Genomic DNA, 24,305 nt, shown 5'->3' with positions numbered 1-24,305 from the left:
GCAGGCGATCCGGTTACTACATCGCTACAAACTCATGCAGAGGCTTACCACCCGGCGCAGCGAGTCCGGGCGCCTTAAGGAATTGTCACCCTGAGCGCTCAAGCGACACGTTCAACAATCGCCGAAACGCGATAACATGGACATTGGATGACAGTAACAACACAGGTCGGCAACTCGCCGGCGACTCCCCCACAGCGTTTTGAGGTCAGACGTGGTTACCCAGAATTTCCGGTTCCAAGGCAGGTTCCCCAGCTTTCATCGACTGCGCCAGTTTGGACTGCTGGCCCTGTTTGCCAGTTCCAGCGCCCTGGCCACTCCCGCCAGCGATACATCAAACGAGGCCTTCGATGCCTGCGTCGCCGGGCTGAAAGACAAGGCCATTGCAGCGGGCGTGTCACGGCCGGTGGCCGACGACGTGCTGGCAAGCGTGGAGCACCTGGATCGGGTGATCGAGCTGGACCGGCGCCAGCCGGAGTTCACCACCACCTTCGCGGATTACCTGAACCGACGGGTCAATCCCCGACGCATTGAACAGGGCCGTCTGCTGCTGGAAGAGCATCAGGAACTGTTGCAACGGGTAACCCGGGAAACCGGTGTTCCACCAGCCTACCTGCTGGCGTTCTGGGGACTGGAGACCAACTTCGGCAGCTATTTCGGTCGCATGTCGGTACCCAGCGCCCTGGCAACCCTGGCGTGCGATCCGCGCCGCAGCAGCTTCTTCACCGCCCAGTTGATTGCCGCCTTGCAGATCATTGATGAAGGCGCCATTGCCGCCGAACAGATGGAAGGTTCCTGGGCCGGGGCGATGGGGCACGTTCAGTTCATGCCCACGGTGTTCCTAAAGCACGCCGTCGACGCCGACGGCGATGGCCGCCGCGATCTCTGGAACAGCCTGCCCGATGCCATGATGTCCGCCGGTCAGTTCCTGCAGTCCATGGGCTGGGACCCGGACTACCGCTGGGGACGGGAAGTACAGTTGCCAGAGGGCTTTGACTACAGCCTGGCCGGTCATGGCCAGCGGTCCCTGGCGCAGTGGCGTGAGCTGGGAATCACCGACGCCTTCGGCCAGCCCCTGGACGACCTCGAGCTGCAGGCAAAACTGATCGTGCCGGCCGGCCATCGCGGTCCGGCGTTCCTGGTCTACAAGAACTTCCGGGTGATCATGGGCTGGAACCGCTCGGAATACTACGCCATCTCCGTCGGGCACCTGGCAGACCGTATTGCCGGCGCCGGCGGCCTGCACAATCCGCCCCCGACCGATACCCCGGCGCTGTCCCGCGACATCATCAAGACCCTGCAGCAGAGCCTGAACCGGCAGGGCTTCAGCGCCGGCTCAGCCGACGGCATCCTGGGACCGGCGACGCGCCGGGCCATTCGCCAGTTTCAGGCCCGTAACGGCCTGACTGCGGACGGCTACCCGGACCAACGCCTGTTCCAGGCCCTGGAGCTGGACGGATGGACTCAATAACCCAGGCGGCGCTGGGCGCCGCTCTCGGCGGAGCCATTGCCGGCCGGGTGCTGGGCCGTAAGGCCCTGCTGGGCGGTGCCCTGCTCGGCACCCTGCCAGACCTGGATGTATTGATCGACTACGGCAGCGCGGTGGCGGACTTCACCCTGCACCGGGGCTTCAGCCATTCGCTGCTGGTGCTGCTGCCGTTCAGCGCCTTGCTGGCCTGGGCGTTACAGCGGTGGCGACCGGTGATGAGCTATCGCCACTGGTGGCTGTTCTGCGGCGCCACCCTGATGACACACCCGATGCTGGATGCCTTTACCACCTACGGCACCCAGCTTTGGTGGCCACTGGGCGACCCGGTGGCCCTAAACAGCGTGTTCATTATTGATCCGCTCTACACCTTGCCACTGCTCGCCGCCATTGCCCTGTTCCTGTGGCGGCCGGCCCAGCCCCGGGCACTGGTGACCGGCCTGATACTGTCCACCGGCTATCTGGGCTGGTCATTGATGGCCCAGCAACTGATCAACGAGCGGGTCACCCCGACACTGGCAGAGCTGGGTGCCGCGGACGCTCCCCGGCTGGTACAGCCCATGCCCCTGACCACACTGTTGTGGCGGGTCACGGTGATGGACGGCGATCGCCGCCTGGAGATGGTGACCGGCCTGCTCGATGGCGATGCGCCACTGCATGTGGAGACCTTTCCCACCCGGCCAGAGCTGGCGGCCGCCGCGCAGCGGTTACCGGAAGGTCAACGCCTGGCCTGGTTCACCCGGAGCTTTCTCGACTACACCATCATTGAAGGTCAGTTGGCCGCAACCGACGTCCGGCTCGGCGTACCCGGCGCCCACCCGTTCACCTTCGTGCTGGCCAAACGTCAGGACGGCCAATGGCAGCCCGCCCGCTCCAGCCGCCACGAAACCCCAACCCCGGACCGCCGGCTGCTGGGCACTCTGTGGCAGCGGCTGACAGGCGAGCAGCCGGTGCTGTGCCTGGCCACCCTGCAGGCACAACCGGACGCCGAAAGCTGTAGCTGATCATGCGACTGGATGGATATATCGCCAAGGCCACCGGACTGTCCCGCAAGGACGCCAAGCGTGCCATCGGCCAGGGCCGGGTGCAGGTGGCCGGCTCCCCCTGTCGCCAGGCCGCCCACGCCGTCGCTGCCGACGACACGGTTACCCTGGATGACCGTGAGCTGAACGCCCCCACGGCACGTTACCTGATGCTGCACAAACCGGCCGGAGTGGTCAGCGCCACGGTCGGTGAGGACCGCCACCCCAGCGTGCTGAGCCTGCTGCCCGCGCAGTGGCAACGAGACCTGCACCCCGTCGGCCGCCTCGATCAGGACACCACCGGCCTGTTGCTGCTGACCACCGATGGCCAGTGGTCCCACCGCATCACCGCCCCTCGCCACCGATGCCCGAAAACCTACCGGGTCACCCTGGCCGAGCCACTGACCGCCAGCGCGCTGGCCCAGTTGCGCGAAGGTCTGCGGCTTCGCAACGACCCCACTCCCACAGCGCCCGCCGAGGCGGAAGCGGTGGACACTCACTGTCTGGACCTGACCCTGCGGGAGGGTCGCTATCATCAGGTCAAACGGATGCTTGCGGCGGTGGGGAATCGGGTGGTGGCCCTGCACCGGACCCGCATCGGCGATCTGGTGCTGGACCCTGAGCTGGCGCCAGGTGAGTTTCGGGCGCTGACAGACAGCGAGATTGACGGCTTTCTGAAAGGTGGCGATAGCGAACCGGCCTGAAGCGGTTCCCGGTCGGTCAGCGGCTCAGGATGACGTGGACTCAAACCGTTGCTGGGCCAGGTTCTTGCGGACCTGGCCGGCGGCAAAAACCTCGCCGTTCATCGCCAGGTACACACCGGCGGGCAGCAGTTTCAACGCGGCCCAGGCAAACCCCAGGTTGAACACCGCATCGCTGTGGCGCATACGCGCCGGCTGCATGGCCCCGGTCAGCACGATGGTCTTACCATCGATACCGGCAAGGGCGTCCGCGGTCTGGGGCATGGTGTCGGTGCCGTGGGTGATCAACACCCGCTCGGCCTTACAGGCCTGCACCGCATCGCGAATGATGGCCCGGTCCTGGTCGTCCATTTCCAGGCTGTCCTTGCGCATCAGCCCGGTCAACTCATAACCGTCACTGATGTTGGCTTCCTGCAGCAGGGTCGGCAGCAGGCTGTCGACCACCTCAAACTCGCTGTTGGCATCGAAGTAGTGCTTGTCGATGGTGCCGCCAGTGGTGAAGATCTGAATCATACGGGTACGTCCTTAATCCACCCTCGGTTAGTGCACCTTACGGTCCTGGGCCGCAGCGGCGTAATGGGCATTGCGGCGTTGTTCATAGTCCCGGGCGGCTCCGGCCACCTGACCGGATTCCCCGGTGGCGAGCCAGCGCCGGATACGGCCGGCATCCCCCAGCGGTGACCGGGTACCAAAGGAATCCAGCAACACGGTGATCACTTCACGTCCCTGCATCTCCGACACCATCACCAGACACCGGCCGGCTTCGTCCAGGTAGCCGGTTTTGCTCAACGCCACCGACCAGTTACCCCGGTTGACCAACACGTTGGTATTGCCGAACAGCAGACGATAACGGGGCTGACGGAAACGGCCTTCAAAGGTCACAGTCGTGGAGTACTGCCGCAGGCGCTCATCGGCCGCGGCGGCCCTCGCCAGGCGGACCAGATCGCCGGCGGAGGCACGGTTGTCGGTAGACAGGCCAGTGGGATCAACGAAGCGGGTGTGGCTCATGCCCAGCGCCCGGGCCTTGTCGTTCATCGCCGCCACAAAGGCATCGAAGCCTCCCGGGTGATGACGTGCCAGGGTATAGGCCGCAAAGTTTTCCGACGACATCAGCGCAATGCGCAGCATGTCGCCCCGACGCAGGGTTGAACCGACGCGGATGCGGGTGTAGGCATTGGCACTGGCGGCCTGGTGCCGTGGGTAGAATTCGAGCCACTCGTCCAGCGGCTCGCCGGAATCCAGAACCACCAGGGCGGTCATCAGCTTGGTGATGGAGGCGATGGGTACCGAACGCTCAGCGTGCTTGTTCACCAGCAGCTCGCCGTCATCCAGGTAGGCCACTGCGGCGCTGACGGAAGCCAGCTTCGGCGTAGTTGACGCCTCACCGGTTGCTCCGGCCTGAGCGCCCCCGGCAAGACTCAACAGCAACAGCACCTGGGTGATGGCAAGAAGACGGCAAAACGAACGACGGAACATGTGGAACGGAGCTCTCTGGTCAGGCGATTGGGCACAGGGCCGGTGCAATCCGCAAGCCGAAACTGCGGACACGATCCGCCTACTATACCAGCGAACGCCGCCGGGCCCTATTGGCCGGCGGCGGCCTGAACGTCCTTCAACATCCCTTTCACCACCCTGCCATCACGCCTTCATCAACCCGTCATCGCCGCTCAGGGTGGGGTCAGCACGTAGTCCCGCAGGTCCAGCTCTTTCATCTGGCGAGCGTACTGCGAGGCAAACCCGGGATACATGGTGGCGTTGAAGCCATCTTCGGTGAGGTACCAGCTCTTGCAGCCGGAATTCCAGTTGGTGCGGGCCAGCCGTTTCTGGATACCGTCGTTGTAGGCCTGCTGGGCACTGTCCCGCACCGCCAGGGACTTGAGGTTGCAGTTAAGGATGGTTTTCACCCCCCGCACGATGTAGTCGATCTGCGATTCCATGTACACCAGCACCGAGTTGTGGCCGGGGCCGGAGTTGGGACCGAAGGTCAAAAACAGGTTGGGGTAACCTGCCACGTTGACGCTCTTGTAGGCCTGGGCACCCCGCTGCCAATCCTCTGACAGCAACCGGCCGCCACTGCCCCGCACCGGGAAAGGGGTGCCGGAATGACTGACATCGAATCCGGTGGCGAAGACGATGCAGTCGAACTGGTGCTCAATGCCCTCCACAGTGCGGATGCCGTTCTCACAAAGCCGGGCAATGGGCCAGGTGATCAGCTTGCAGTTGGGCTGCTGCAGCGCCGGGTAGTAGTCGTTGGACACCAGGATACGCTTGCAGCCAATCCGGTAATCCGGCGTCAACTGGCGCCGCAGCCAGCGGTCGCGAACCTGGTGACGCAGGTGCCAACGCCCCAGACGCTCCGCCAGCCGGGTGACCGGTGAGTCCCAGATCACCGCCAGCGCCATGGATTCATGTGCGAGGTACAGCCCCTTCCGTAACGCCGATTGGCTGGCCGGCAGCCGGCGGAACAACTGTTTCTGCCACTGCGGTGTTTCGAAGTCCGGTCTGGGCATCACCCAGGCCGGCGTGCGCTGGAACACCGTCAGCTTTTGCGCGTCCTTGACCAGCTCGGGAATGATCTGGATGGCGCTGGCTCCGGTTCCGATCACCCCCACTTTCTTGCCGCGGAAATCGTAGTCGTGATCCCAGGCGGCGCTGTGGATCTTATGGCCCTGATAGCGATCAATGCCGGCGATGTCCGGGTAGCTGGGGTTGGACAGCGGGCCATGGGCCATCACCGCCGCGCGAGCGCTGAACTGTTCGCCGGACTCGGTGCTGGCCCGCCACAGGCCATGCTGATCATCGTAGGCCAGGTCGGTGACGTTCTGGTTGAAGCGGATATACTGCGCCAGGTCGAAACGCTCCACCATCGCCTTGATGTACTCGAAAATCTCGGTACTGCCGGAGAAGCTGCGGCTCCAGTCCGGGTTCTGGTCGAACGAGTATGAATACAGGTTGGACGGAATGTCGCAGGCCGCACCGGGGTACTGATTGTCACGCCAGGTACCGCCAACATCGGCAGCCCGCTCCAGGATCACGATATCGCGGATACCGGCCTGCTGCAGGCGGATGGCGGTGCCCAGGCCGGCGAAGCCGGCACCGACGATCAACACCGTGGCGGAGGGATGACGCTTGCGGCGTCCGGGCGTTTTGGGGCGGGAAGGATTGCTCATATCAAACTCTCACAGAACCGGAAACGGAACGATGGCCATCCCGGGGCGCCCGAAACGCCCCGGGGTCATCGGTGATACCGCAGCTCAGGCGGTGGGTCGGTAGGTCAGCTCCCGCACCCAGCTGGGGACCGCCGGCAGCGCGCGGCGGGGGATGTAGCTGGTGACCTTGACGATGGCATCCACCGGCGTGTGGTAGAGACGGTTGTCACGGTTGACCACCCAGCGACTGTGGAGCTTGATGATCTGGAACCAGGGGTTGCGGCGACCGTCTTCCGTGCGACCACCGATCTTCTCGAACTTGCCCATGCACTCGTACAGCTTCTCCTCTGACAGCCCCATCGCCACCACGTTGTCCCGCATCTTGTTGAGCAGGGGGAAGTAGGAAGCAATACCCAGGATCAGCCGGGGGTCCATCAGCCGTGCCGCCATGGTCACCATTCTGGTGTAGGTGGCGCCATGGCCCTGCATTTCCATGACCGTGAAGCCCACCCCGAGATGGCGGGACTCATCGTCATTGATCTTTTCGAAGGCCTGGTGACACACCGGATCATCCACGGTATCCAGCAGGAACTTGCACAGGGCGCCATCAAGAGCAATTTCCAGCATCGGCACCACGGTCCCCAGCACGTACACCGGCATCTCATCGCTGTAGCGATCCAGCCACTCGATGACCAGACGCAGGTTGATATTGGACTCGGGTAGCTCGTCGCCGTCGAGCATACCCCAGCGCTTCATCAGCGCCATTTCGGCATTGGCGTGGCGCTGCTCCTCGGCGTGGAAGTAGCTGTACAGCTCTCTCAGGGTATCGGTGGGTGCTTTCTTCGACATGGCGGCGAAAGCCCGGGCGCCGACGTGCTCGATCCACATCAGATCGGCCATGAATTCCTTCAGCCTTGGCCACTGTTCGTCGGTGATCCGGTCCGCCCCCGGGGCGTCCCAGTCGATGTCGGCGAGGGACCATTGGGTCGCCTTCACCTTGGCAAGCATTTTGTCGAGATCAATCTTGGCCATGGGTACTCCGTACAGCCGATCTGTGGGCAGGCGGGCGTTGCATCCCCGATTACTTTCGTCCACAGTAAAGCGAATGCTTGTTCGGATTCAATTCGGAAAATCATGGCCAGAAAACCCCGTCAACAACGCGCCAAAGCCACCGTCAACGCCATCATTGAAGCCAGCTTCATCGCCATGGCAGAGCACGGCCCCGCCGCCACCACAACTCGCCAGATTGCTGATATTGCTGGGGTTGGTGTGGGGTCGCTGTACGAGTACTTCGACAACAAGGAGCAGATCTTCCAGGTGATGGGGGAACGCTTCGTGGCCGACACCATTGCCCTGATCCACCCCCTCATTCCGACCCTTGTTCGGAAACCGATGAAGGATGCGGTGCGGGAACTGCTGCAGCATTTCCGGGATTTCCTGCAGGAAGACGACGAGCGTTACCTCAAATGCGCCCGTCACGCCATGACGCTGGGCTTCGAAGAACACATGGAGCCGCTGCAGAAAGCGCTTTCAGAACTGGTGACCCAATACCTGATGCACCACCCGGAAACCCTGAAGATCCGCAACATTCCCACCATGAGCTACATCATGATCAACGGCGGTATCTTTGCGGTGGTGCGGCATCTGTCGGACCCGGCACCGCCCATCAGCTTTGACGAACTGGTGGAGGGCCTGGCTACCATGGTGGGTCACTACACGGAGCAGGAAATGGCGCTGGCGGAGGCCTCCGCCAGCGACGGGCAATAGGGCGGGTAGATGCGAGAGTGATCGTCAGCCGGAGATGAACACCGGACCGAAGCCGAGGTTCCACAACAGCACCGAGCCCACCCGGGTGGTTACCAGAATCACCAGGGCAACCGTCAGCAGGGCGCCACCGTACATCACCGCCCGTTCCTTCGGAATCTGCATGACAATCGGCAGGCCATCGTACATCAACCAGGCGCCGTAGCAGGCCGCCACCAGGAACACCACGGCGTTGAACCAGGGCACCGGGTACAGCAGAGCAAAACCGGCGAGAAACAGGGGGGTGCAGGAGTAAGCCGCCAGGGCGATGCCGTTGGAGGCATTGTGCTCTTCCCGTGCGCCATAGGTCCGCGCCATCCAGTTAATGGCGTAGCCCAGCGCAAAGACCCCCACCAGCATGGCCAGATAGGTCAGGACGCTGAGCTGCAGCGCGCTGATCTCGGTGAGCTTGATCAGACGGTCATTGCCGATGGTCCAGCCAAACATGGCGGTAGAAACATAGGCGCATACCGGACCAATCGCCGCCAGCAGCACCACATAGGCGACATAGACCCGGGTCGGGGTTTCGTGTTCTTTTCGGATGGATGCCCACTCATCATCAGGGTGGGTAAACAGACCAAACGCGTGACCTAGAAGCATAGCCGTTTCCCTCTATTGTTGTGTTGCGCATTTTTTATACGCCTCACTTTGAAACTAGATCAGAAACGGCCAAAGCTCCAGTTTACCGGTGCGCCATCACGACAGCCGGGGGTCGGTGGCCTCAACCCCTGGTTGATCCCGGTTTCGATCGCGGAACGCCAGCAGTACGTCCACGCCTTCGCCCTGAAGGAAATCGCGGAATTCCAGCCAGTCCACCAGGCAGTACAGACACATCGCCGGGTAATGCCAGTGGTCAAACTCACCGTCCTGAACCCGCTCCGCCAGGGCGCTGAGGGTCTTGGCCACTCGCTCCCACTGCAGGTTGTAGAACATCGCGTCCTGGTCGACATCCAGCCCCGAGCGTTTGGACAACAGCAGGGTCACGAAGGAATCGTTGGCGGCGTCGATCAGCGTCAGCAGGTTTTCCTGGTCCCAGGTCAGCGGGTCCAGGCCCTGACGGGCGCTCAGGTAACGGGCGATGACGCGGGAATCGAACAGGGTCTGGTGATCGTCGATCAGCATCGGTATCTTCAACGCCGGATTGTGCTTACGCAGTTCGTCCCGATCGCCGCCATAGATGTCCAGGTTGGCGAACTCATGGGGTTCGTCGGTCAGCAGCAGGCGGATTCGTCGCACGTAGGGCGAGGTGGTTGAGCCAATCAGTTTCATGACAGGTCCTTAGGGGTTGTTGGCCAGTTGGGATACCAGAGTGTCGGGATCGACCGCATCGTAGCCGTGGGCTTCCGCCACTTCCCGGTAACCGACCTGGCCACGGCAGACATTCAGCCCCCGGCGCAGGTGAGCGTCGTTAAGCAGCGCCTGTGCCGTGCCCTGGTCCGCCAGAGCGACGATATACGGCAGCGTGACGTTGTTCAATGCCAGGGTGGATGTGCGCGCCACAGCCCCGGGCATGTTGGCCACACAGTAGTGCACCACCCCTTCTTCCACAAAGGTGGGATTGTCGTGGGTGGTGGCCCGGGATGTCTCGACACAGCCGCCCTGATCAATCGCCACATCCACCAGCACACTGCCATCCGGCATCCCCCGGAGCATATCCCGGGTGACCAGCTTGGGCGCCGAGGCGCCGGGAATCAGCACCGCGCCAATCACCAGATCCGCTTCGGTTACCGCCTGTTCCAGGGCGTCGGCGGTGGAGAACAGCGTGCGGATGCGATTGCCATACTGACGATCCAGGCTCCGCAACACCTCCATGTTGCGATCCAGCACTGTCACATCCGCGCCCAGCCCTACCGCCATGGCCAGTGCATTTTGGCCGACCACGCCGCCGCCAATCACCGTCACCCGTGCCGGACTGACGCCGGGAACGCCTCCCAGTAACACACCGCGGCCGCCGAGGGATTTCTCCAGGCAGTGGGCGCCGGCCTGCACCGACATTCGCCCGGCAACCTCTGACATTGGCGCCAGCAGCGGCAGGTGGCCGTGATCGTCGGTCACCGTCTCATAGGCGATACAGGTGGCGCCGGAGGCGATCAGGTCGTCGGTCTGGGCACGATCCGGAGCCAGATGCAGGTAGGTAAACAGGGTATGATCGGGGGTCAGCATAGCCCGTTCGCCGGCCTGGGGTTCCTTCACCTTGACGATCAGTTGCCCCTGCCCGAACACCTCCGCCGCCGTACCGGCAATGCTGGCGCCCACGCGGGCGTAGTCGTCGTCGCTGAAGCCGATGCCGGCTCCGGCCTGGGTTTCCACCACCACCCGGTGGCCATGGCCGACCAGTTCCCGAACCGCCGACGGTGTCATGCCGACACGATACTCGTGATTCTTGATTTCCTTGGGTACGCCGATAATCATGATGCCGGTACGCCACCTGGTCAGCCGCCAAAGCGGGCTCCCCGGTGCGCACTGTCCTCCGTTGCTGGTTACTCCACTGGACCGGCCACCGGCTCACCGGCGCCGGCCTGCCAATGGCTACCCGAGCGGACCGGGCCGACTCACCCCCGTTCACAGATTGCCACGCTTCAGAGGCGTCGCTGGCTCACCCGGACCTCACACTGAGGTGATCCCCGGTGGATCAGAGACTGCCGAGATACTCGGGTACCCTGTCCCACAGTTCAGCAGACTGCTGAATTTCAGACAACTGATTCCACAACAGTTCGCAGAACTCCGGATAACGCTGATAAAAGTCGTCGGAAAACACCAGATAGGAGTACCCGCGACCGAGGGCCGCCGGTATCGGCTCGATCCGTTCACGAAAGCGCGGGTTGACCGCCAGCAGATGTTCCGCATACAGCCGGTCCGCTGCTACCGCCTGCACCCGACCGCGCAGCAGCATCTCAAAGCGTCCCTCCAGGCTCGGGTTCTCATACACCCGGACGCCGTGGCGGCGCAGCCGCTGTCCGACCGAGGACGCGGTCGGCACCACCGCCGACCGGGGCCAGGGGCGATCCTCATCGTCGGTCTTCAGTCGATAGAGCCCCCAGCGCCAGCTCAGTACCGCACGGGCACTGTCCAGTCGCTCGGTGCCACCGGGCAGGTGCCCCTGGCTGCGGACATCGTCCAGCGCGGTGGAACTGATCACGCCGTCCACCCGCCCCTCCTGCAGACTCATCAGCGCCCGTTTTCGGGGCTGACGGCGATAGTGAATGGTGACTCCCGCGCGCTCTGCCAGCAGTTCCAGAGCATCCACCAGCAAGCCGGGACGAGGCTGATGCAGGGCGGGACCATTACCCAGCAACAACGGGAAAAAGGCTTCGGCGGGCAACGCCACCGTCATTTCCGCCGGCCGGCCGCGGGTGGAGGCCATCGCCTGCCACAAAACATCGTCACGCTCACCGGTCAGCGGGTTCCGCGCACCCAGCACAATTTCCCGCTGATAATCCTGCAACTCGGCCACCAGAGTCTCCCCCAGCAGGCGCTGACTGCCGCCATCCAGTACCAGAGCAATACCGCCCTGGGCCAGCCCCAGGTTCTTCTGGTGGGTCAACCAAAGCCGATAGCGCTCGTTGATTAGGGAGACATATACAGCCTGGTCCAGCCGTTTCGTTGCGGAGGTGAGGACACTGTCGGGAAACAGCGGATTCTGGTCGCTGTCCACGCCGATGGCCAACACTCCCAGGCGGTCCGCCTCGGCTAACGCCCCCAGGCTGCTGTCACCGGCCACCGGGAACACCACATCGGCCCCGTTGGCCACCATGGCCGCCACCAACCGACGGGCTGCTGCGTGATCGCTCCACGGTCGCGGAGTCACCTCCGCCAGGTAGCGGACGGTTACCTGCACATCGTCCCGAACAGTTCGTGCACCGGCCTCGAAACCTCGGCGAAACTCCTCCAGCGCTTCGTTGGCAACGCCACCCAGGAAGCCCAGATGCCCGCTGTCGCTGCGACGAGCCGCGGCCACACCGGCCAGGAAAGCCACTTCCGCCTCGCGAAAGGCCACCGAGCGGACGTTGGGGCGGTCCAGGGTGTAATCCAGCGTGATAAATACGGTATCAGGAAAATCGGCTGCGACCCGGCGCACCGACTCCGCAGTGCTGCTGCTCGGCACCAGGATCGGGGTATAGCCGGCCTCAGCAAGCTGCCGCAGCCGCTGCCGATGAGCCACCGGCTCCACTTCGGTAAAGGGCGTCACCGCCACACCGTAGCGATCTTCAAACCGCCGGATGCCCCGCACCATCTGGGCATTGAAGCCCTGATCGTCGAGCACCTCGCCGTTAAACAGAATCGCCGGCCGGAACGGCGGCGTGCCAGCCGCTGCCAACGAACACACCGTGACCCCGGTGAAGACCCAGACCACCAGCCAGATCAGACGGCGGACACCCCGTAACTGCGTCCACTTCATCACCAACGAACCACCGCTGTTACCAACATCTGTCACAGAGTCCCTTCACAACAACTATAGTTTGAGAGCCTGCGGCCACTTGGCGCCGCCTCTTCCCTTCCCATCAAGACAGGAGTCCCGGACATGCAATTGTACCCTCTTCCAGCCCTGGCAGCCGCCTCGCTACTGTGGCTCGGTCAACCCGCCCTGGCGGCGCTTCATACCGAGACGGTCGATTACCGGATCGACGATGAAACCTTCTCAGGGTACCTGGCGTTCGATGACAGTTCCGACCAGCCCCGCCCCGGCGTACTGGTGGTCCACGAGTGGTGGGGACATAACGAGTTTGCCCGCCAGCAGGCCGAGCGACTGGCAGCAGAGGGCTACACCGCGTTTGCCCTCGACATGTATGGCGATGGCAAGCTGGCCGAACACCCCGAAGACGCCATGGCGTTTGCCAAGGCCGCCAAAGCCGACCCGGAGCGACTGCGGCAGCGTTTTCTGGCGGCAATGGCGGTGCTGAAAAATCACCACACGGTAGCTTCGGACCAGATTGCCGCCCAGGGCTACTGTTTTGGTGGGTCGGTGGTGCTGGATATGGCTCGACAGGGGGTGGAGCTGACCGGCGTGGTCAGTATCCACGGCGCGCTGACCAGCACTGTGCCGGCACAACCCGGCAAGGTGAAGGCTCGGGTCCAGGTGTACACCGGTGGTGCGGACCAGTTGGTGCCGGCCAGCCAGGTGGCCGCTCTGGTGGAGGAGATGCAGACGGCGGGCGTGGATCTGACCATCACCAGCTTCCCCGGCGTCCAGCATTCGTTCAGCAACCCTGCCGCCGATCAGGTCGGTGAACGTTTTGACCTGCCGCTGGGCTACGATGAAGACGCCGCCCAGCGGACCTGGGACGGTACCCTGGCGTTCTACCGGCAACTGTTTGAACGCTAGTGGCCCATCGGGGGTTACGTTGCTGATCGACCGAATCACGGCCCGGGGCGCAAAAACGAAAAAAGGCAGCCGAAGCTGCCTTTTTCTGCCGTATCTCTGCGATTACAGAGCTACAACGTTCTCCGCCTGAGGACCTTTCTGGCCCTGAGTTACGGTGAACTCGACCTGCTGGCCTTCGGCCAGGGTCTTGAAGCCGGAGCCCTGAATGGCGCTGTAGTGAACGAAAACGTCCGGGCCATCTTCGCGGGTGATGAAGCCGAAACCTTTGGTTTCGTTGAAGAACTTAACGGTGCCGGTGGTTGTAGACATATCTTAACACTTCCTGAAATCAATCATATTTCTGTCGTCACATGGGGTGACGCCTGGTAACGGAAAAACTGGACTCGCGGATCAAAAACAGGACGATGCACAACTCACTTCGGCCGAATACGTCTTATTCATGACATGCTTTTCAAATCTTTCCTACCCGTTGCACTCTACTCCTTGTTTTTATTCTTGCCAAGCTGATTTTTTCACACCAATACCGACGCTTATCCCAGCCTGAAAGTAGCCCATTACGCCCGCAGCAGACCGGCACTGTAGACCCCCAGAGCCACCATCAGCAGGGACCCCAGAAGGTGCGCCAGACTACCGGCCACCGCCATCAGCCACTTGCCATCCTGAATGGCGGCGAACATTTCCAGAGAGAACGTGGAGAAGGTGGTCAGGGCACCACACAGACCGGTGATGGCAAACAATCGCCACTCCGGCGCCAGGGCATTGTCGTGGCTGAAGTAGCTGATCAGCACACCGATCAGCCACCCACCCGCCAGGTTGGCCACCAGGGTACCGACGGGAATGGCGTGGTAGCTGCTGTTCAGCCACAACCCCAACAGCCATCTAAGGTTGGCGCCAATCACGGCCCCCAGGCTGACGGCCAGGCAAGACAACCACATGGCAAATTCTCCTGCTGATAGAACAAAGAACCCGCCGCCGGGACCTCGGGCAGGCCGTCACGCCGGCTCGGCGTGCCGCTGCCTTACAGCCCCAACGGCGGGTCCTGTCAGGTCGATCGGCAAGGGCCGCCGAGTCAGGCGGCGTTGTGCTCGATCACCGATTCCTTGCGCTGGGCAAATGCGTCAAAGGGGAAGTCGTCCACCGACAGCAGATCCAGCACATTGGCTTCGTACGCGCGCATGAACTCGGCTTCCTCGGTGCTGATCAGCTCAGCCTTCAGCGCCGCTTCGACACGCTCCTCCGGATGCAGCGCATCCATCGGCAGCTCACCCTTGGCGTAGGCCTTGGTGACTTTGCGGTACAGCCCTTCGGCCTTGCTGTAATCCTTCAGCAGGTCGTTGTAGCGGGCAACCGGGTTGTCCACCGCGTCGTTACCCGCGGTGGTCCAAACCCCGGCCAACAGCTTGCCGCGAACCGGGGTATCGGTGGAGATGGCCCGCGCCAGCGCCCGCGCCCGGTCATCGTGGGGACGATCCCAGCGCCGGCCCAGCGGCAGGGTAACCGCCCGCAAGGCCACCGCAACGGCGCGGTTCGGCAGATTCTGGAGAAACTCTTCCAGGGCGGTCTCGGTGCGGTTGAGCAGCAGCTCCAGGCTGTACTGCATCACTTCCTTCTCACCTTCCACCGGCTGGGTTTCGTACCAGTGCTTGAGCACCATCGATGCCAGGTACAGGTTGGACAGCATGTCCCCCAGACGGGCGGAAATCAGCTCACGCATTTTCAGCTCTGACCCCAGGGTGGTCATGGCCGCATCGGAACACAGGCCAAAGGCCGCGCTGAAGCGAGCCACACCCTGGGCGTAGCGACGGGAGGCGTTATCGAACGGCACCTCGGCACGGCCCAGCCCCAGAGCCTGGGTGAATGCACGGGCGGCGTTGCCCATGATCAGCCCGGCGTGGCTGAAGAAAGCATCATCGAAGGCGTTGATGTCATCGTTGTCCTTCGCCGCCAGTTCCTTGAGCACGTAGGGATGGCAGCGTATCGCGCCCTGGCCGAAGATCATCAGGCTGCGGGTCATGATGTTGGCGCCTTCCACGGTGATCGACACCGCCGCACCGGAATAGCCGATGCCCAGGTAGTTCCGCGGCCCCAGGGTCACGGTTTTACCACCGTGAACGTCCATGGCGTCGGTCAGCACGCTGCGCTGGAACTCGGTCAGGTGGTATTTGAGGATGGCGGAGGGCACGGCGGGTTTCTCACCGTTGTCCACCATGTTGGCGGTCTGGTTGACCGCCGCCTTGGCGATGTAGGTATGGGCGGCGATGCGCGCCAGCGGCTCCTGCACCCCTTCCATATCCGCCACCGGGGTATTGAACTGGCGACGGACCCGGGTGAAGCCACCGGCGGTACCCACAGCGTACGCCGAAGCCCCGGCCGCACCGGACGGCAGGGTGATGCAGCGGCCCACCGACAGGCATTCCACCAGCATGCGCCAGCCCTGACCGGCCATTTCCTGGCCACCGATGATGAAGTCGAGCGGGATGAACACGTCCTTGCCCTTGATCGGGCCGTTGAGGAACGGGCTGCCGATCGGGCAGTGGCGACGGCCGATATCCATGCCCTCGGTCCCCCGCGGAATCAGCGCGCAGGTAATGCCGTAATCCTTGGTCTCACCCAGCAGGCCGTCCGGGTCGAACATCCGGAACGCCAGCCCCACCACGGTGGCAACCGGTGCCAGGGTGATCCAGCGCTTCTCGAAGTTGAGCCGCAGCCCGAGAACTTCCTTGCCCTCATAGGTGCCTTTGCACACCACCCCGGTGTCGGGAATGGAGGTGGCATCGGAGCCCGCGCGAGGGCCGGTCAAACCGAAGCAGGGAATTTCCCGGCCGTCTGCCAGCCTTGGCAGATAGTGGTTCTTCTGCTCGTCCGTGCCGTATTTGAGCAGCAGTTCGCCCGGACCAAGAGAGTTAGGCACGCCAACGGTAACCATCAGGGACTCATTGGAAGCCAGCTTCTGCAGCACCGCAGACTGGGCCTTGGCGGAGAATTCCAGACCGCCGTAGGCCTTGGGGATGATCATTCCGAAGAATTTCTCTTTCTTGAGGAATTCCCACACTTCCGGGGGCAGGTCTGCACGCTCCACCGCGACATCCCAGGCGTTGCATTGGGAGATTGCCTCCACGCACTGGTTATCGACAAAGGCCTGTTCCTCTTCGGTCAGGCCGGTGTTGCGATTGATCAACAGGTTATGCCAGTCCGGGCGACCACTGAACAGTTCGCCATCCCAGCCAACCGTACCCGCCTCCAGGGCCGTACGTTCGGTGTCAGAGACTTTCGGCGCCACTTTTTTGAACATGGCGAAAACACGGGGGGTCAGCCAGCTCTGGCGGAACCCGGGCAGACCGGCCGCGGCCACCAGGCCCGCAGCCACAAACAGTATCAGCGCCAGGGTGCCGGAGGCGAACAGCAGCGATACCACCGCCACCGAGACCAGCACCGTCAGTGCCGGTTTGGCTCCGGCTTCCTTGCGCATCACCACCAGCAGGCCGGCGATGGCTATCAGCAACAGGATAAACGTCATCATAGCTACTCATCATCCTTACGGAGTCCGGGAGCGCTCCCGCCGGGATCGTCTCCGCGACTCCAGGGTTGAAATGGGTTGATCCGTCTACTCTCTCAGCAGCATTGTACGCACCGGGCCGCAACACAGACTTGAGGTGCGGCACGTTGCCGTCGGCCCGCCAACACCAGCGGCGTCCGGGAACCGACTCAGGGACGCCGGCCAGGCCCGCGTCCCCGCCCGCCATGGCGGACCAGCCCTGTGATGGTTGCTCGCCAGCGCCGTGGCGTCAACTCACGAGGTCACAATCACCCGAATTCCCTCCAGGCTGAGCGTGGCCCGGGCCAGGGCGTCCTCACTCGCCGCCAGCTGGTCGCGGAAGAACGCCACTTCCTCATCACGAATCGCCGGATTGGCGCGCTGCAACGCCTCCAGACGGCGGATTTCCGGTTCAAAGAACGCCCGCACCCGCTTCTGTGACTGTTCCCGCAAGCTCTCAAGATGGCCATCGGCCAGGGTTTCAGCGTGATCCACCATGGTTTCCACTTCCGCCCGCACCTTGGGCACCACCGCCTGAGCGGTGCGTCGGCGGATGTTGGAGCACAGACCGTTGAGACGATCGTGGGGCAGGATCTCGGACAGGTCACGGCCATTCACGTCCACCAGCAGCCGCAGCGGAGACAGCGGCAGGTAACGGGAGAGCTGCAGCGCCGCCGGGGCCGGACAATGCACCTTGAACAGTGCCTCCAGCATCAGCGTTCCCGGTGCCACCCCCTTGACCGACATGCTCGCCAGCGCCGCCTTGCCCAGATCGGTAGTAGTCACCGACTCCAGAACGCCCGCCACCAGCGGGTGCTCCCAGCTCATGAACGCCATGTCCTCTCGTTCCAGCGCCTGCTGGCGGTTCCAGGTTACGGTCAGACCATCTTCCGGCAGATCCGGCACATGGCCGGTGTTGCGCTGCTCGCTGGGCTTGAGAATGTCGGCATGTTCGGAGTGGTCTTCCACATCCACGCCGAGGATATCGAAGGCCTCCATCATGAAGTCCCGCACCCGCTCCGGCGCTTCCTCTTCCTCAATTCGGGCAATCAGTGCCTCTGCCTGGGGGCGACGGCAGGAGTTGAGTTCAATCAGCGCGTCACGGCCGCTGTGCAACAGCGCGCGGAGACGCTGGGCCTCGTCATGGGAGGCCGCCACCAGCGCGTCCAGATCCCCTTCCCCATCGATCACCGCCTGCCATTGCGTCGCAACCGTTTCCTTCACCGCAACGCCAACGGCACAGCTCTCGGCGAAGGCATTGAGCCCTTCATGGAACCAGCGGAACTGGCGTTCCTGCACTGTTCCCTGTAGATAGGGAATGTGAATGCGGATGGTCTCCGCCTGCCCGATGCGATCCAGGCGCCCGATGCGCTGTTCCAGCAGGTCCGGGTTCTCCGGCAGGTCGAACAGCACCAGGTGGTGGGCAAACTGGAAATTGCGACCCTCACTGCCGATCTCGGAACAGATCAGCGCCTGGGCGCCCTGTTCGGTCTCGCCGAAGTAGGCGGCGGCACGGTCGCGCTCCACCAGCGACAGGTGCTCGTGGAAGGCCGCACTGCGGATGCCGGCACGCAGCTGCAAATAAACCTCCAGCGCCATTGCGGTTTCGGCATGGGCGCAGATCACCACCACCTTCTCTTTCTTGAGCGCGGTCAGGGTCTGTTCCAGCCAGGCCACACGGGGATCGGCAGCCAGCCACTCCTCATCGTCCCGGCCGGTTTCCGGGGTCAGGCCATGGCGACCGTCACGGCGTTCGTGGTACAGCTCGGGACACGCCAACGGCACCGGTTCGGGCTGACGTTGCGGGAAGCCCTGAATCGCCGCCCGGGTATTACGGAACAGCACCCGCCCGGTACCGTGTCGATCCAGCAGGGCATCAACAATGGCCTGCACCGGCTGTTCGGTTGTCAGCAGGGTGTCGAGCTCATCCCCCAACCACGCCCGCAGGGTGGTCTGCTGGTCGGCGTCGGGCAGGCCCGGGTTGTCCAGCAGCCCCCGCACCACCTGATTGATGCGTTCGTAATCCTGCTCCTGGCGCTGGAAGGCCTCCAGGTCATGGAAGCGAGCCGGGTCCAGCAGCCGCAAACGGGCGAAGTGGCTGGCCACCCCCACCTGCTCCGGTGTCGCGGTCAGCAACAGCAGCCCGCGAACCTGGTCCGCCAGGCGTTCAATGAGTTGGTACTCGGGGCTGGCGGATTCCGGGCTCCAGGCCAGATGGTGGGCTTCGTCCACCACCAGCAGATCCCAGTCGGCGTCAGCGACATCCTGCTGGGCGGAGCGATTGCGGGTAAGGAAGTCCAGACTGCACAACACCAGCTGCTCGGCCTCAAACGGGTTGTCCCGTTCCAGCTCAATGTCATCGCTGTCGTAGTCGCTGACGTAATGGTCCTGATCAATGATGGTGAAGCGCAGGTTGAAGCGCCGCAGCATTTCCACCAACCACTGGTGCACCAGCGAATCCGGCACCACAATCAGCACCCGGCGGGCGCGCTCGGTGTGCAGCTGATAATGGACGATCAGACCCGCCTCGATGGTCTTGCCCAGGCCAACCTCGTCCGCCAGCAGCACCCGCGGTGCAAACCGGCTGGCGACCTCGTGGGCTATGTGGATCTGGTGGGGCAGATGTTGGGTACGGGCACCAATCAGGCCCTGGGCGGGCGAGCCCCGCAGCCGGTCCAGGTGCTGCATGGAGGCCACCCGCAGCCGGAACGCGCCGTTGCGGTCAAACTGACCGGCAAACAGCCGCTGGTGCGGGGCCGAAAAATTCACCACGCTGGTGAGTTTGACTTCGGAGATCTGCTGCAGCGTCTCACCGCCGTCATCGGCGTGGTAAAGCAGAACACCACCAAGGTCTTCCACCGCCCTTACTGTGAACGCCTCGCCGTCGAAGGTTTCAATCTGCTCGCCAATCTGAAACACCACCCGCGACAGCGGGGCGTTGTCGATGGCGTAGGTGCGCTCTTCGTCCGCCGCTGGAAACCCGAGCGTAACCCGTCGGCCGGAAACCTCGGTAACGATACCAAGGCCAAGTCCGGAATCACTGTGGCTGACCCAGCGCTGCCCGACGACAAAATCTGATGTATCCAAAAAACCTCCGATTGCTTTCTTGCCAGTACTTTCTTGCTCGCACTTTCTTGCCAGTACTCTTTGACTGGCCTGATCAGGCTTGCGTTTGCTTTTCCAGAGACAACTGGGGTTCTCGCACCCAGTAGGCGGTCGCACCACACACCGCGGCCGGCACGACAAACAGGTTCAGAATCGGCACCATCGCCCCCAGCGACACCGGCAGGCCAAACCCGAGGGCGGACAGCCGCTGCTGTGCCAGCCGCTGACGCAGCAGCGGGAAGCTCATGCGATGGTTGTCGGCGGGATAATCCACGTACTGCAGTGCCATCATCCAGCTGTTGAACAGGAACCACAGCACCGCCACCACCAGGTTGACCACCGGAATCAGACCAAGGATGAGCAACCCGAGGGCCCGGGGCAGGTAATAGAGAATCTTCTGCACTTCGCGCCAGAGCGCGCGTGGGATGTCTTTGATGATCTGGGCCCAGCCGCCGTCCACCCCGACCTCCTGGCCGGTCAGGTGCTTCTCGGTCAGTTCCGCCAGATAGCCATAGAAGGGGGAGCCAATCAGGTTGGCCACAATCACAAAACCATAGGCCAGCATCAGCAGGATCACGCCGCCGTAAAGCAGCCACAGCAACCAGTCGAGGCTTTGCAGCCAGCTCCAGTCGGGCAGCCAGCCCATGGCGGTTGCGATGAATACAGAAAAGATATCAGCCAGAAAAACGAACAGGGTGGCAAAGAGCAGGATGTTGAGCACCAACGGGATCACGACAAACAGTCGCAGCCCCGGTTGGCGAATCAGACGAAACCCTTCTGCCAGATACCCCAGCCCGTGAAAGAAGTTGCCTTTGAGCATGGTATGAGGTTCTCCGCCGGTGATAACCGCGATGACAGTAACGGGGCGCAAAGCATATCATGTTGTGCCAGCGCCCACAGCCCGAGGAGTCCCATGTCCGCACTGAAACAGCGCCTTGGCGCCCTGCTGGCACAACCGTCGATCTGGCGCCTGGCGTTGGTGGTGTCACTGCTGGCTATTCTGGTCCTGGCCACCATCCGCTCCGGCCCGGCGCTGCCGGTCGCCCACGGTGACAAAATCAATCACGTCCTGGCGTTCGTTGAACTGACCCTGCTGGCACACCTTGGCTGGCCGGCGGCGCGAGCCTGGTATGTTGCGCTCTGGCTGCTGGGCTACGGCCTGTTGATCGAGCTGGCCCAGGCACAACTGCACTATCGCAGCTTCGGTCTGGATGACCTGGTTGCTGACCTGATCGGCATTATTCTGGGGCTGACCGGCTGGGTCGGACTGGACTGGCTGAAACGCACTCTGAACACCTCGTCAGCCCATTGCGACAATGGCTCATAGCGGTGTAAGCCTTTTCCTACATACAGGTAAGTCTTTTCGGCAATCACCCGTGCGCAAGAGCACAACAGGCTGTCAGCCGAACAGCAAGCAATTGTTATTTAATGCAAAATTTTTTGAGCGGAAAAATCGCTCAACATTCGAACAGCGGCTGTCACACAAACATCAAAAGGGTATTGCTATAGTGAAGCTGTCACGGACGACAGGGAAAAGGAAGACGCTTGGAGGCACCCCCGCACCGGACGCGGAGAGAAGCAGGGATACAGGGAAGACAGGCTTAAGGGATAATGATTGGACCGCTGGCTAGGAAGCTGGCGCCACGGAGCTGGCGATTGGACAGAGCGGCAACAGGATGTTGCCAGGACGCAAGGACGCGGCAACTGTTCCGACGAGGACAACCCCATGGGGTTGTCCTTTTTTTGCCTGTTACCAAGGGTTGCTGGCCTGGAGAAGACCTATGTGAAGGCTCCAGGCTTACTCCTTGCCGTTCACCACCAGCTTGCCATCCGAACCGACCGCTTCTTCCGAATGCCAGGACACCTGGATATCCAGCCGGTCGCGACTGCCCTCGCGGCGCGCGGTCACCTTCAGGTTCAGCAGCCCCTCCGGGTGCAGGGTGATTTCCCCTTCCTCATCACGAAACTCCAGGTTGCCCTTGGCGATGCCCTTGGTAATGGCCTTCAGCAGGCTTTGTACGCTCTTGCGATCCTGCAGGGACTGGTGACGGAAGCGGGTCTTGTCGTTGGTCATGGCGCGGCGTGGTTCCTTGGTGACCGGACGTGGGCGATCGAATCGGCGCTGAACACCTTAGCATAGGGGTAGTCACGGCTGATACCGATGAGCTGGCCCTGGGGCCGGATGATGGTGACGCCGGCACCGATGCCACTGAGCCCTTCCTTGCGACGGGAATTGCGGTCCAGAGTCACATCCCCCTCCACGTGCAGCAGCCCCTGACGCAGGGTCAGCTGCTGTCCCTGCAGACGGTTGCGGTGACCATGCACCACCGCCCGGATACCCTGCTGCCAGGCCCGCCGTACGCCCGCCTCGCTGAGCGGCCGGTCCACCTTGCGATACTTGGTACGCAGGGCATTGGCCAGGGCGCCGTAGTAGAACTCGAATGGCTGGTGATGGCTCTGATGGCGGTAGAGCCGATTCAGGCAGGCACTGCCCTTGCGGGCCAGCACCGAGGCCAGGGTATCGTCCAATCCGGCGTGGAGAAACAGGAACGCCCCTTCCTGATGCACCAGCTCCATGTCCCGGAAGAACCAGTGGAACTCCCCCTCGGGCTCACAAAACAGCTGCAGACAATGGTGGGCCGTGGCATACACCGCCCGAATGTCCAGCCCCGCCAGCGAACAGGCATCTTCAAAGGTGTCCCGCTTCTCCCGCAAGCGCTTGACCTCCTTATCGATGGCCAGTGGCGGCATCAGCCCCGCCGCAGCCCTAGGGAACTCCCGGAACCAGCGCTCAGCGGGCAGCAGGCGACGGCGGCACTCGTCGGCGTCCGGCACCCAGGCGGGCAACGACGCCCCAGCCAGGTAACTGTCGAACACCTCCCGCAACAGCGGTACCGCCTTCGCGCCCATCCGCACAAACAGGTGATCCGTAAGCGGCGAGGCCGGCAGCGCCAGCGCCCGCAGCCCCATCAACAGTCGCATGTCGTGATTGCCTGCCAGCAGCTTGACCGACGCCCCCAGCGCCATCAACCGCCGCACCCGGCGCAGCAACGCCAGGTTGCTGGGCCCCTTGTCCAGACAGTCACCGCCAATGACGAACAGCCCCTCGCGGCCCTCACGGGTCAGTTGCAGATCATTGTGAACCCACTGCACACCACCGGATATCAGTAATGAGGCATCAAACGCCGCCGCATCGGCATGGGCATCGGAAATGAAGAAAATCGGCCGACTCGGCCACTGCCACTGCGCCGGCGCCAGCCCCCGCACAGGACCATCGATGGCCCAGGCCTCCCCCCGCGACGGCAGACCTTGAGACGTGGCGATATGGGACGAGTAGCGGGGCAGCTGCGCACGGGTATGGGGACAAATCATGGGGTGACCTGCAAACAATGGCTGTGTGCCCGTTGTATGTCACCTGGATTGCAGTTTGATGAATGCGGCGCTCAAACGCGTCTTTCAGGTTTCTGCGTCCCGTTAAGCTAATCCAGAACGCCAGCCCCTCGTTTACGCACCTTCCAGTGCCCGGCAACATGGCGCCAGCGGCCCTGACCATTCGGGGTTGGCCAGTATTCCAGCAGCACCGGATGGGCATGGTACATGCTGAGTCGGGCGATCTGGGGAAAGCTCAGCACGGTAAGTTGATGGGCGGCGTGGCGGAAGGCAGCGCCGTGACCGACGAACAGTTTGACGGTGTCGGCACTGGCCTGCGTGGCCAGTTCGGCCATGCGCAGTCGCAGGTGTTCAGCCACCCGTTCGCCGGCCTGCATCAGCGACTCGGCACCGGGCAAGGGCAGGCGAAAATGACTGTTGGACTTCCAGTCCGTGGGCAGTGGCGGGCAGCGTGGATCGTCGGCTACCGCCTGTTCGATCTGTGCCAGGGTCAGATTGGCGGCACTGCCGAGGCCGCGCTCGGCCAGCGCGGCAAAGCTTGCCACCGCCGGCGGCTCGAGCTGGACGTTGGCGATGATGCTGGCGGTCTGCCACGCCCGCAGCTGCTCGGAACTGTCGATCTCTGGCGCCAGTTGCCAGCGCTCCCGCTGCCGCTGTTCGGCGAGCGCCAAAGCCGCGTTCTCGGCCTGGGCCCGGCCCTGCGGGTTCAGGGCAAAGGGCTGGTGGGCGCTGGGAGTATCCGGTAGCTGGGCGTAATCACCGTGGCGAATCAGGGCGGCGAACAGGCGGGGCAT

22 protein-coding genes are annotated in these 24,305 nt (G+C 63.0%); 6 read left to right on the top strand and 16 right to left on the bottom strand.

Features of this window, described 5'->3' with window-relative positions; genetic code table 11:
- The first annotated feature begins 286 nt into the window (after positions 1 to 286).
- The 3 genes from J2887_RS01680 to J2887_RS01670 are packed head-to-tail and all read left to right on the top strand — an operon-like array spanning position 287 to position 3,209.
- Positions 287 to 1,468, top strand: coding sequence for a lytic murein transglycosylase (locus J2887_RS01680; protein ID WP_416381906.1), 1,182 nt, complete (start codon positions 287 to 289; stop codon positions 1,466 to 1,468).
- Complete coding sequence (locus J2887_RS01675) at positions 1,456 to 2,487, top strand: metal-dependent hydrolase (RefSeq protein WP_227173721.1); 1,032 nt, start codon at positions 1,456 to 1,458, stop codon at positions 2,485 to 2,487. The genes J2887_RS01680 and J2887_RS01675 overlap by 13 nt, the downstream gene beginning before the upstream one ends.
- A 2-nt stretch (positions 2,488 to 2,489) precedes the next feature.
- Positions 2,490 to 3,209 carry a pseudouridine synthase gene (locus J2887_RS01670; RefSeq protein WP_227173720.1) on the top strand — a complete coding sequence of 240 codons (720 nt, stop codon included), beginning with the start codon at positions 2,490 to 2,492 and terminating at the stop codon, positions 3,207 to 3,209.
- A 24-nt stretch (positions 3,210 to 3,233) separates the two neighbouring features.
- Here J2887_RS01670 and J2887_RS01665 read toward each other — a convergent pair whose 3' ends face one another.
- The 4 genes from J2887_RS01665 to J2887_RS01650 all read right to left on the bottom strand — a co-directional run bounded on the left by J2887_RS01665 (position 3,234) and on the right by J2887_RS01650 (position 7,387).
- Complete coding sequence (locus J2887_RS01665) at positions 3,234 to 3,719, bottom strand: asparaginase domain-containing protein (protein WP_227173718.1); 486 nt, start codon at positions 3,717 to 3,719, stop codon at positions 3,234 to 3,236.
- A 27-nt stretch (positions 3,720 to 3,746) separates the two neighbouring features.
- A complete protein-coding gene (gene pbpG, locus J2887_RS01660; RefSeq protein ID WP_227173716.1) occupies positions 3,747 to 4,682 on the bottom strand; it encodes a D-alanyl-D-alanine endopeptidase in 936 nt (311 codons plus the stop codon).
- A 191-nt stretch (positions 4,683 to 4,873) separates the two neighbouring features.
- Positions 4,874 to 6,376, bottom strand: coding sequence for a flavin-containing monooxygenase (locus tag J2887_RS01655; protein ID WP_227173714.1), 1,503 nt, complete (start codon positions 6,374 to 6,376; stop codon positions 4,874 to 4,876).
- A gap of 84 nt (positions 6,377 to 6,460) precedes the next feature.
- Entirely contained in the window at positions 6,461 to 7,387 is a 927-nt protein-coding gene (locus tag J2887_RS01650) for a ferritin-like domain-containing protein (protein ID WP_227173712.1), read from the bottom strand.
- Positions 7,388 to 7,489: 102 nt separating this feature from the next.
- On the opposite strand from J2887_RS01650, the gene J2887_RS01645 reads away from it, so the two are divergent.
- Entirely contained in the window at positions 7,490 to 8,122 is a 633-nt protein-coding gene (locus J2887_RS01645; RefSeq protein ID WP_227173710.1) for a TetR/AcrR family transcriptional regulator, read from the top strand.
- A 24-nt stretch (positions 8,123 to 8,146) separates the two neighbouring features.
- Here J2887_RS01645 and J2887_RS01640 read toward each other — a convergent pair whose 3' ends face one another.
- From J2887_RS01640 to J2887_RS01625, 4 genes are all read right to left on the bottom strand, one after another.
- Positions 8,147 to 8,758, bottom strand: a complete 612-nt coding sequence (locus tag J2887_RS01640; RefSeq protein ID WP_227173708.1) for a Yip1 family protein — start codon at positions 8,756 to 8,758, stop codon at positions 8,147 to 8,149.
- A gap of 96 nt (positions 8,759 to 8,854) precedes the next feature.
- Positions 8,855 to 9,427, bottom strand: a complete 573-nt coding sequence (locus J2887_RS01635) for a glutathione S-transferase family protein (protein WP_227173706.1) — start codon at positions 9,425 to 9,427, stop codon at positions 8,855 to 8,857.
- 9 nt (positions 9,428 to 9,436) lie between these two features.
- The gene (gene ald / locus J2887_RS01630; RefSeq protein ID WP_227173704.1) at positions 9,437 to 10,570 is read right to left on the bottom strand and encodes an alanine dehydrogenase; all 1,134 of its coding nucleotides are present in this window, start codon (positions 10,568 to 10,570) and stop codon (positions 9,437 to 9,439) included.
- Between the two features lie 220 nt (positions 10,571 to 10,790).
- On the bottom strand, positions 10,791 to 12,593 hold the full coding sequence (locus J2887_RS01625; protein WP_227173702.1) for a BMP family ABC transporter substrate-binding protein: 1,803 nt from the start codon (positions 12,591 to 12,593) through the stop codon (positions 10,791 to 10,793).
- Positions 12,594 to 12,680: 87 nt separating this feature from the next.
- Here J2887_RS01625 and J2887_RS01620 point away from each other — a divergent pair, with 87 nt between their 5' ends.
- Complete coding sequence (locus J2887_RS01620) at positions 12,681 to 13,481, top strand: dienelactone hydrolase family protein (protein WP_227173701.1); 801 nt, start codon at positions 12,681 to 12,683, stop codon at positions 13,479 to 13,481.
- Positions 13,482 to 13,583: 102 nt separating this feature from the next.
- Here the strand turns inward: J2887_RS01620 and J2887_RS01615 are convergent, their stop codons facing one another.
- From J2887_RS01615 to cysZ, 5 genes are all read right to left on the bottom strand, one after another.
- Positions 13,584 to 13,790, bottom strand: a complete 207-nt coding sequence (locus J2887_RS01615) for a cold-shock protein (protein ID WP_227173699.1) — start codon at positions 13,788 to 13,790, stop codon at positions 13,584 to 13,586.
- A gap of 245 nt (positions 13,791 to 14,035) precedes the next feature.
- Positions 14,036 to 14,416: a fluoride efflux transporter CrcB gene (gene crcB / locus J2887_RS01610; RefSeq protein WP_227173698.1), complete on the bottom strand. Its 381-nt coding sequence runs from the start codon at positions 14,414 to 14,416 to the stop codon at positions 14,036 to 14,038.
- A 134-nt stretch (positions 14,417 to 14,550) separates the two neighbouring features.
- Positions 14,551 to 16,998, bottom strand: a complete 2,448-nt coding sequence (locus tag J2887_RS01605; protein WP_228752856.1) for an acyl-CoA dehydrogenase — start codon at positions 16,996 to 16,998, stop codon at positions 14,551 to 14,553.
- Between the two features lie 273 nt (positions 16,999 to 17,271).
- On the bottom strand, positions 17,272 to 20,103 hold the full coding sequence (gene rapA / locus J2887_RS01600; RefSeq protein WP_227173694.1) for an RNA polymerase-associated protein RapA: 2,832 nt from the start codon (positions 20,101 to 20,103) through the stop codon (positions 17,272 to 17,274).
- Positions 20,104 to 20,176: 73 nt separating this feature from the next.
- Positions 20,177 to 20,941 carry a sulfate transporter CysZ gene (gene cysZ / locus J2887_RS01595; RefSeq protein ID WP_227173692.1) on the bottom strand — a complete coding sequence of 255 codons (765 nt, stop codon included), beginning with the start codon at positions 20,939 to 20,941 and terminating at the stop codon, positions 20,177 to 20,179.
- 93 nt (positions 20,942 to 21,034) lie between these two features.
- Between cysZ and J2887_RS01590 the strand changes: the two genes are divergently transcribed.
- Positions 21,035 to 21,448: a VanZ family protein gene (locus J2887_RS01590; RefSeq protein ID WP_227173690.1), complete on the top strand. Its 414-nt coding sequence runs from the start codon at positions 21,035 to 21,037 to the stop codon at positions 21,446 to 21,448.
- A 471-nt stretch (positions 21,449 to 21,919) separates the two neighbouring features.
- Here J2887_RS01590 and J2887_RS01585 read toward each other — a convergent pair whose 3' ends face one another.
- The 3 genes from J2887_RS01585 to J2887_RS01575 all read right to left on the bottom strand — a co-directional run bounded on the left by J2887_RS01585 (position 21,920) and on the right by J2887_RS01575 (position 24,305).
- Positions 21,920 to 22,195, bottom strand: coding sequence for an amphi-Trp domain-containing protein (locus tag J2887_RS01585; protein WP_227173688.1), 276 nt, complete (start codon positions 22,193 to 22,195; stop codon positions 21,920 to 21,922).
- Positions 22,192 to 23,493 (bottom strand): metallophosphoesterase, encoded by a 1,302-nt coding sequence (locus tag J2887_RS01580; protein WP_227173686.1) that lies wholly within the window; start codon positions 23,491 to 23,493, stop codon positions 22,192 to 22,194. Before J2887_RS01580 ends, J2887_RS01585 begins: the two co-directional genes overlap by 4 nt.
- 107 nt (positions 23,494 to 23,600) lie before the next feature.
- On the bottom strand, positions 23,601 to 24,305 hold the full coding sequence (locus J2887_RS01575) for a histidine phosphatase family protein (protein ID WP_227173684.1): 705 nt from the start codon (positions 24,303 to 24,305) through the stop codon (positions 23,601 to 23,603).

This window comes from Marinobacter sp. CA1, from assembly GCF_020546665.1.
GTDB lineage: Bacteria > Pseudomonadota > Gammaproteobacteria > Pseudomonadales > Oleiphilaceae > Marinobacter > Marinobacter xestospongiae.
Note: the sequence above shows the minus strand (reverse complement) of the source record. Positions and strands in the feature narration are given on the sequence as shown.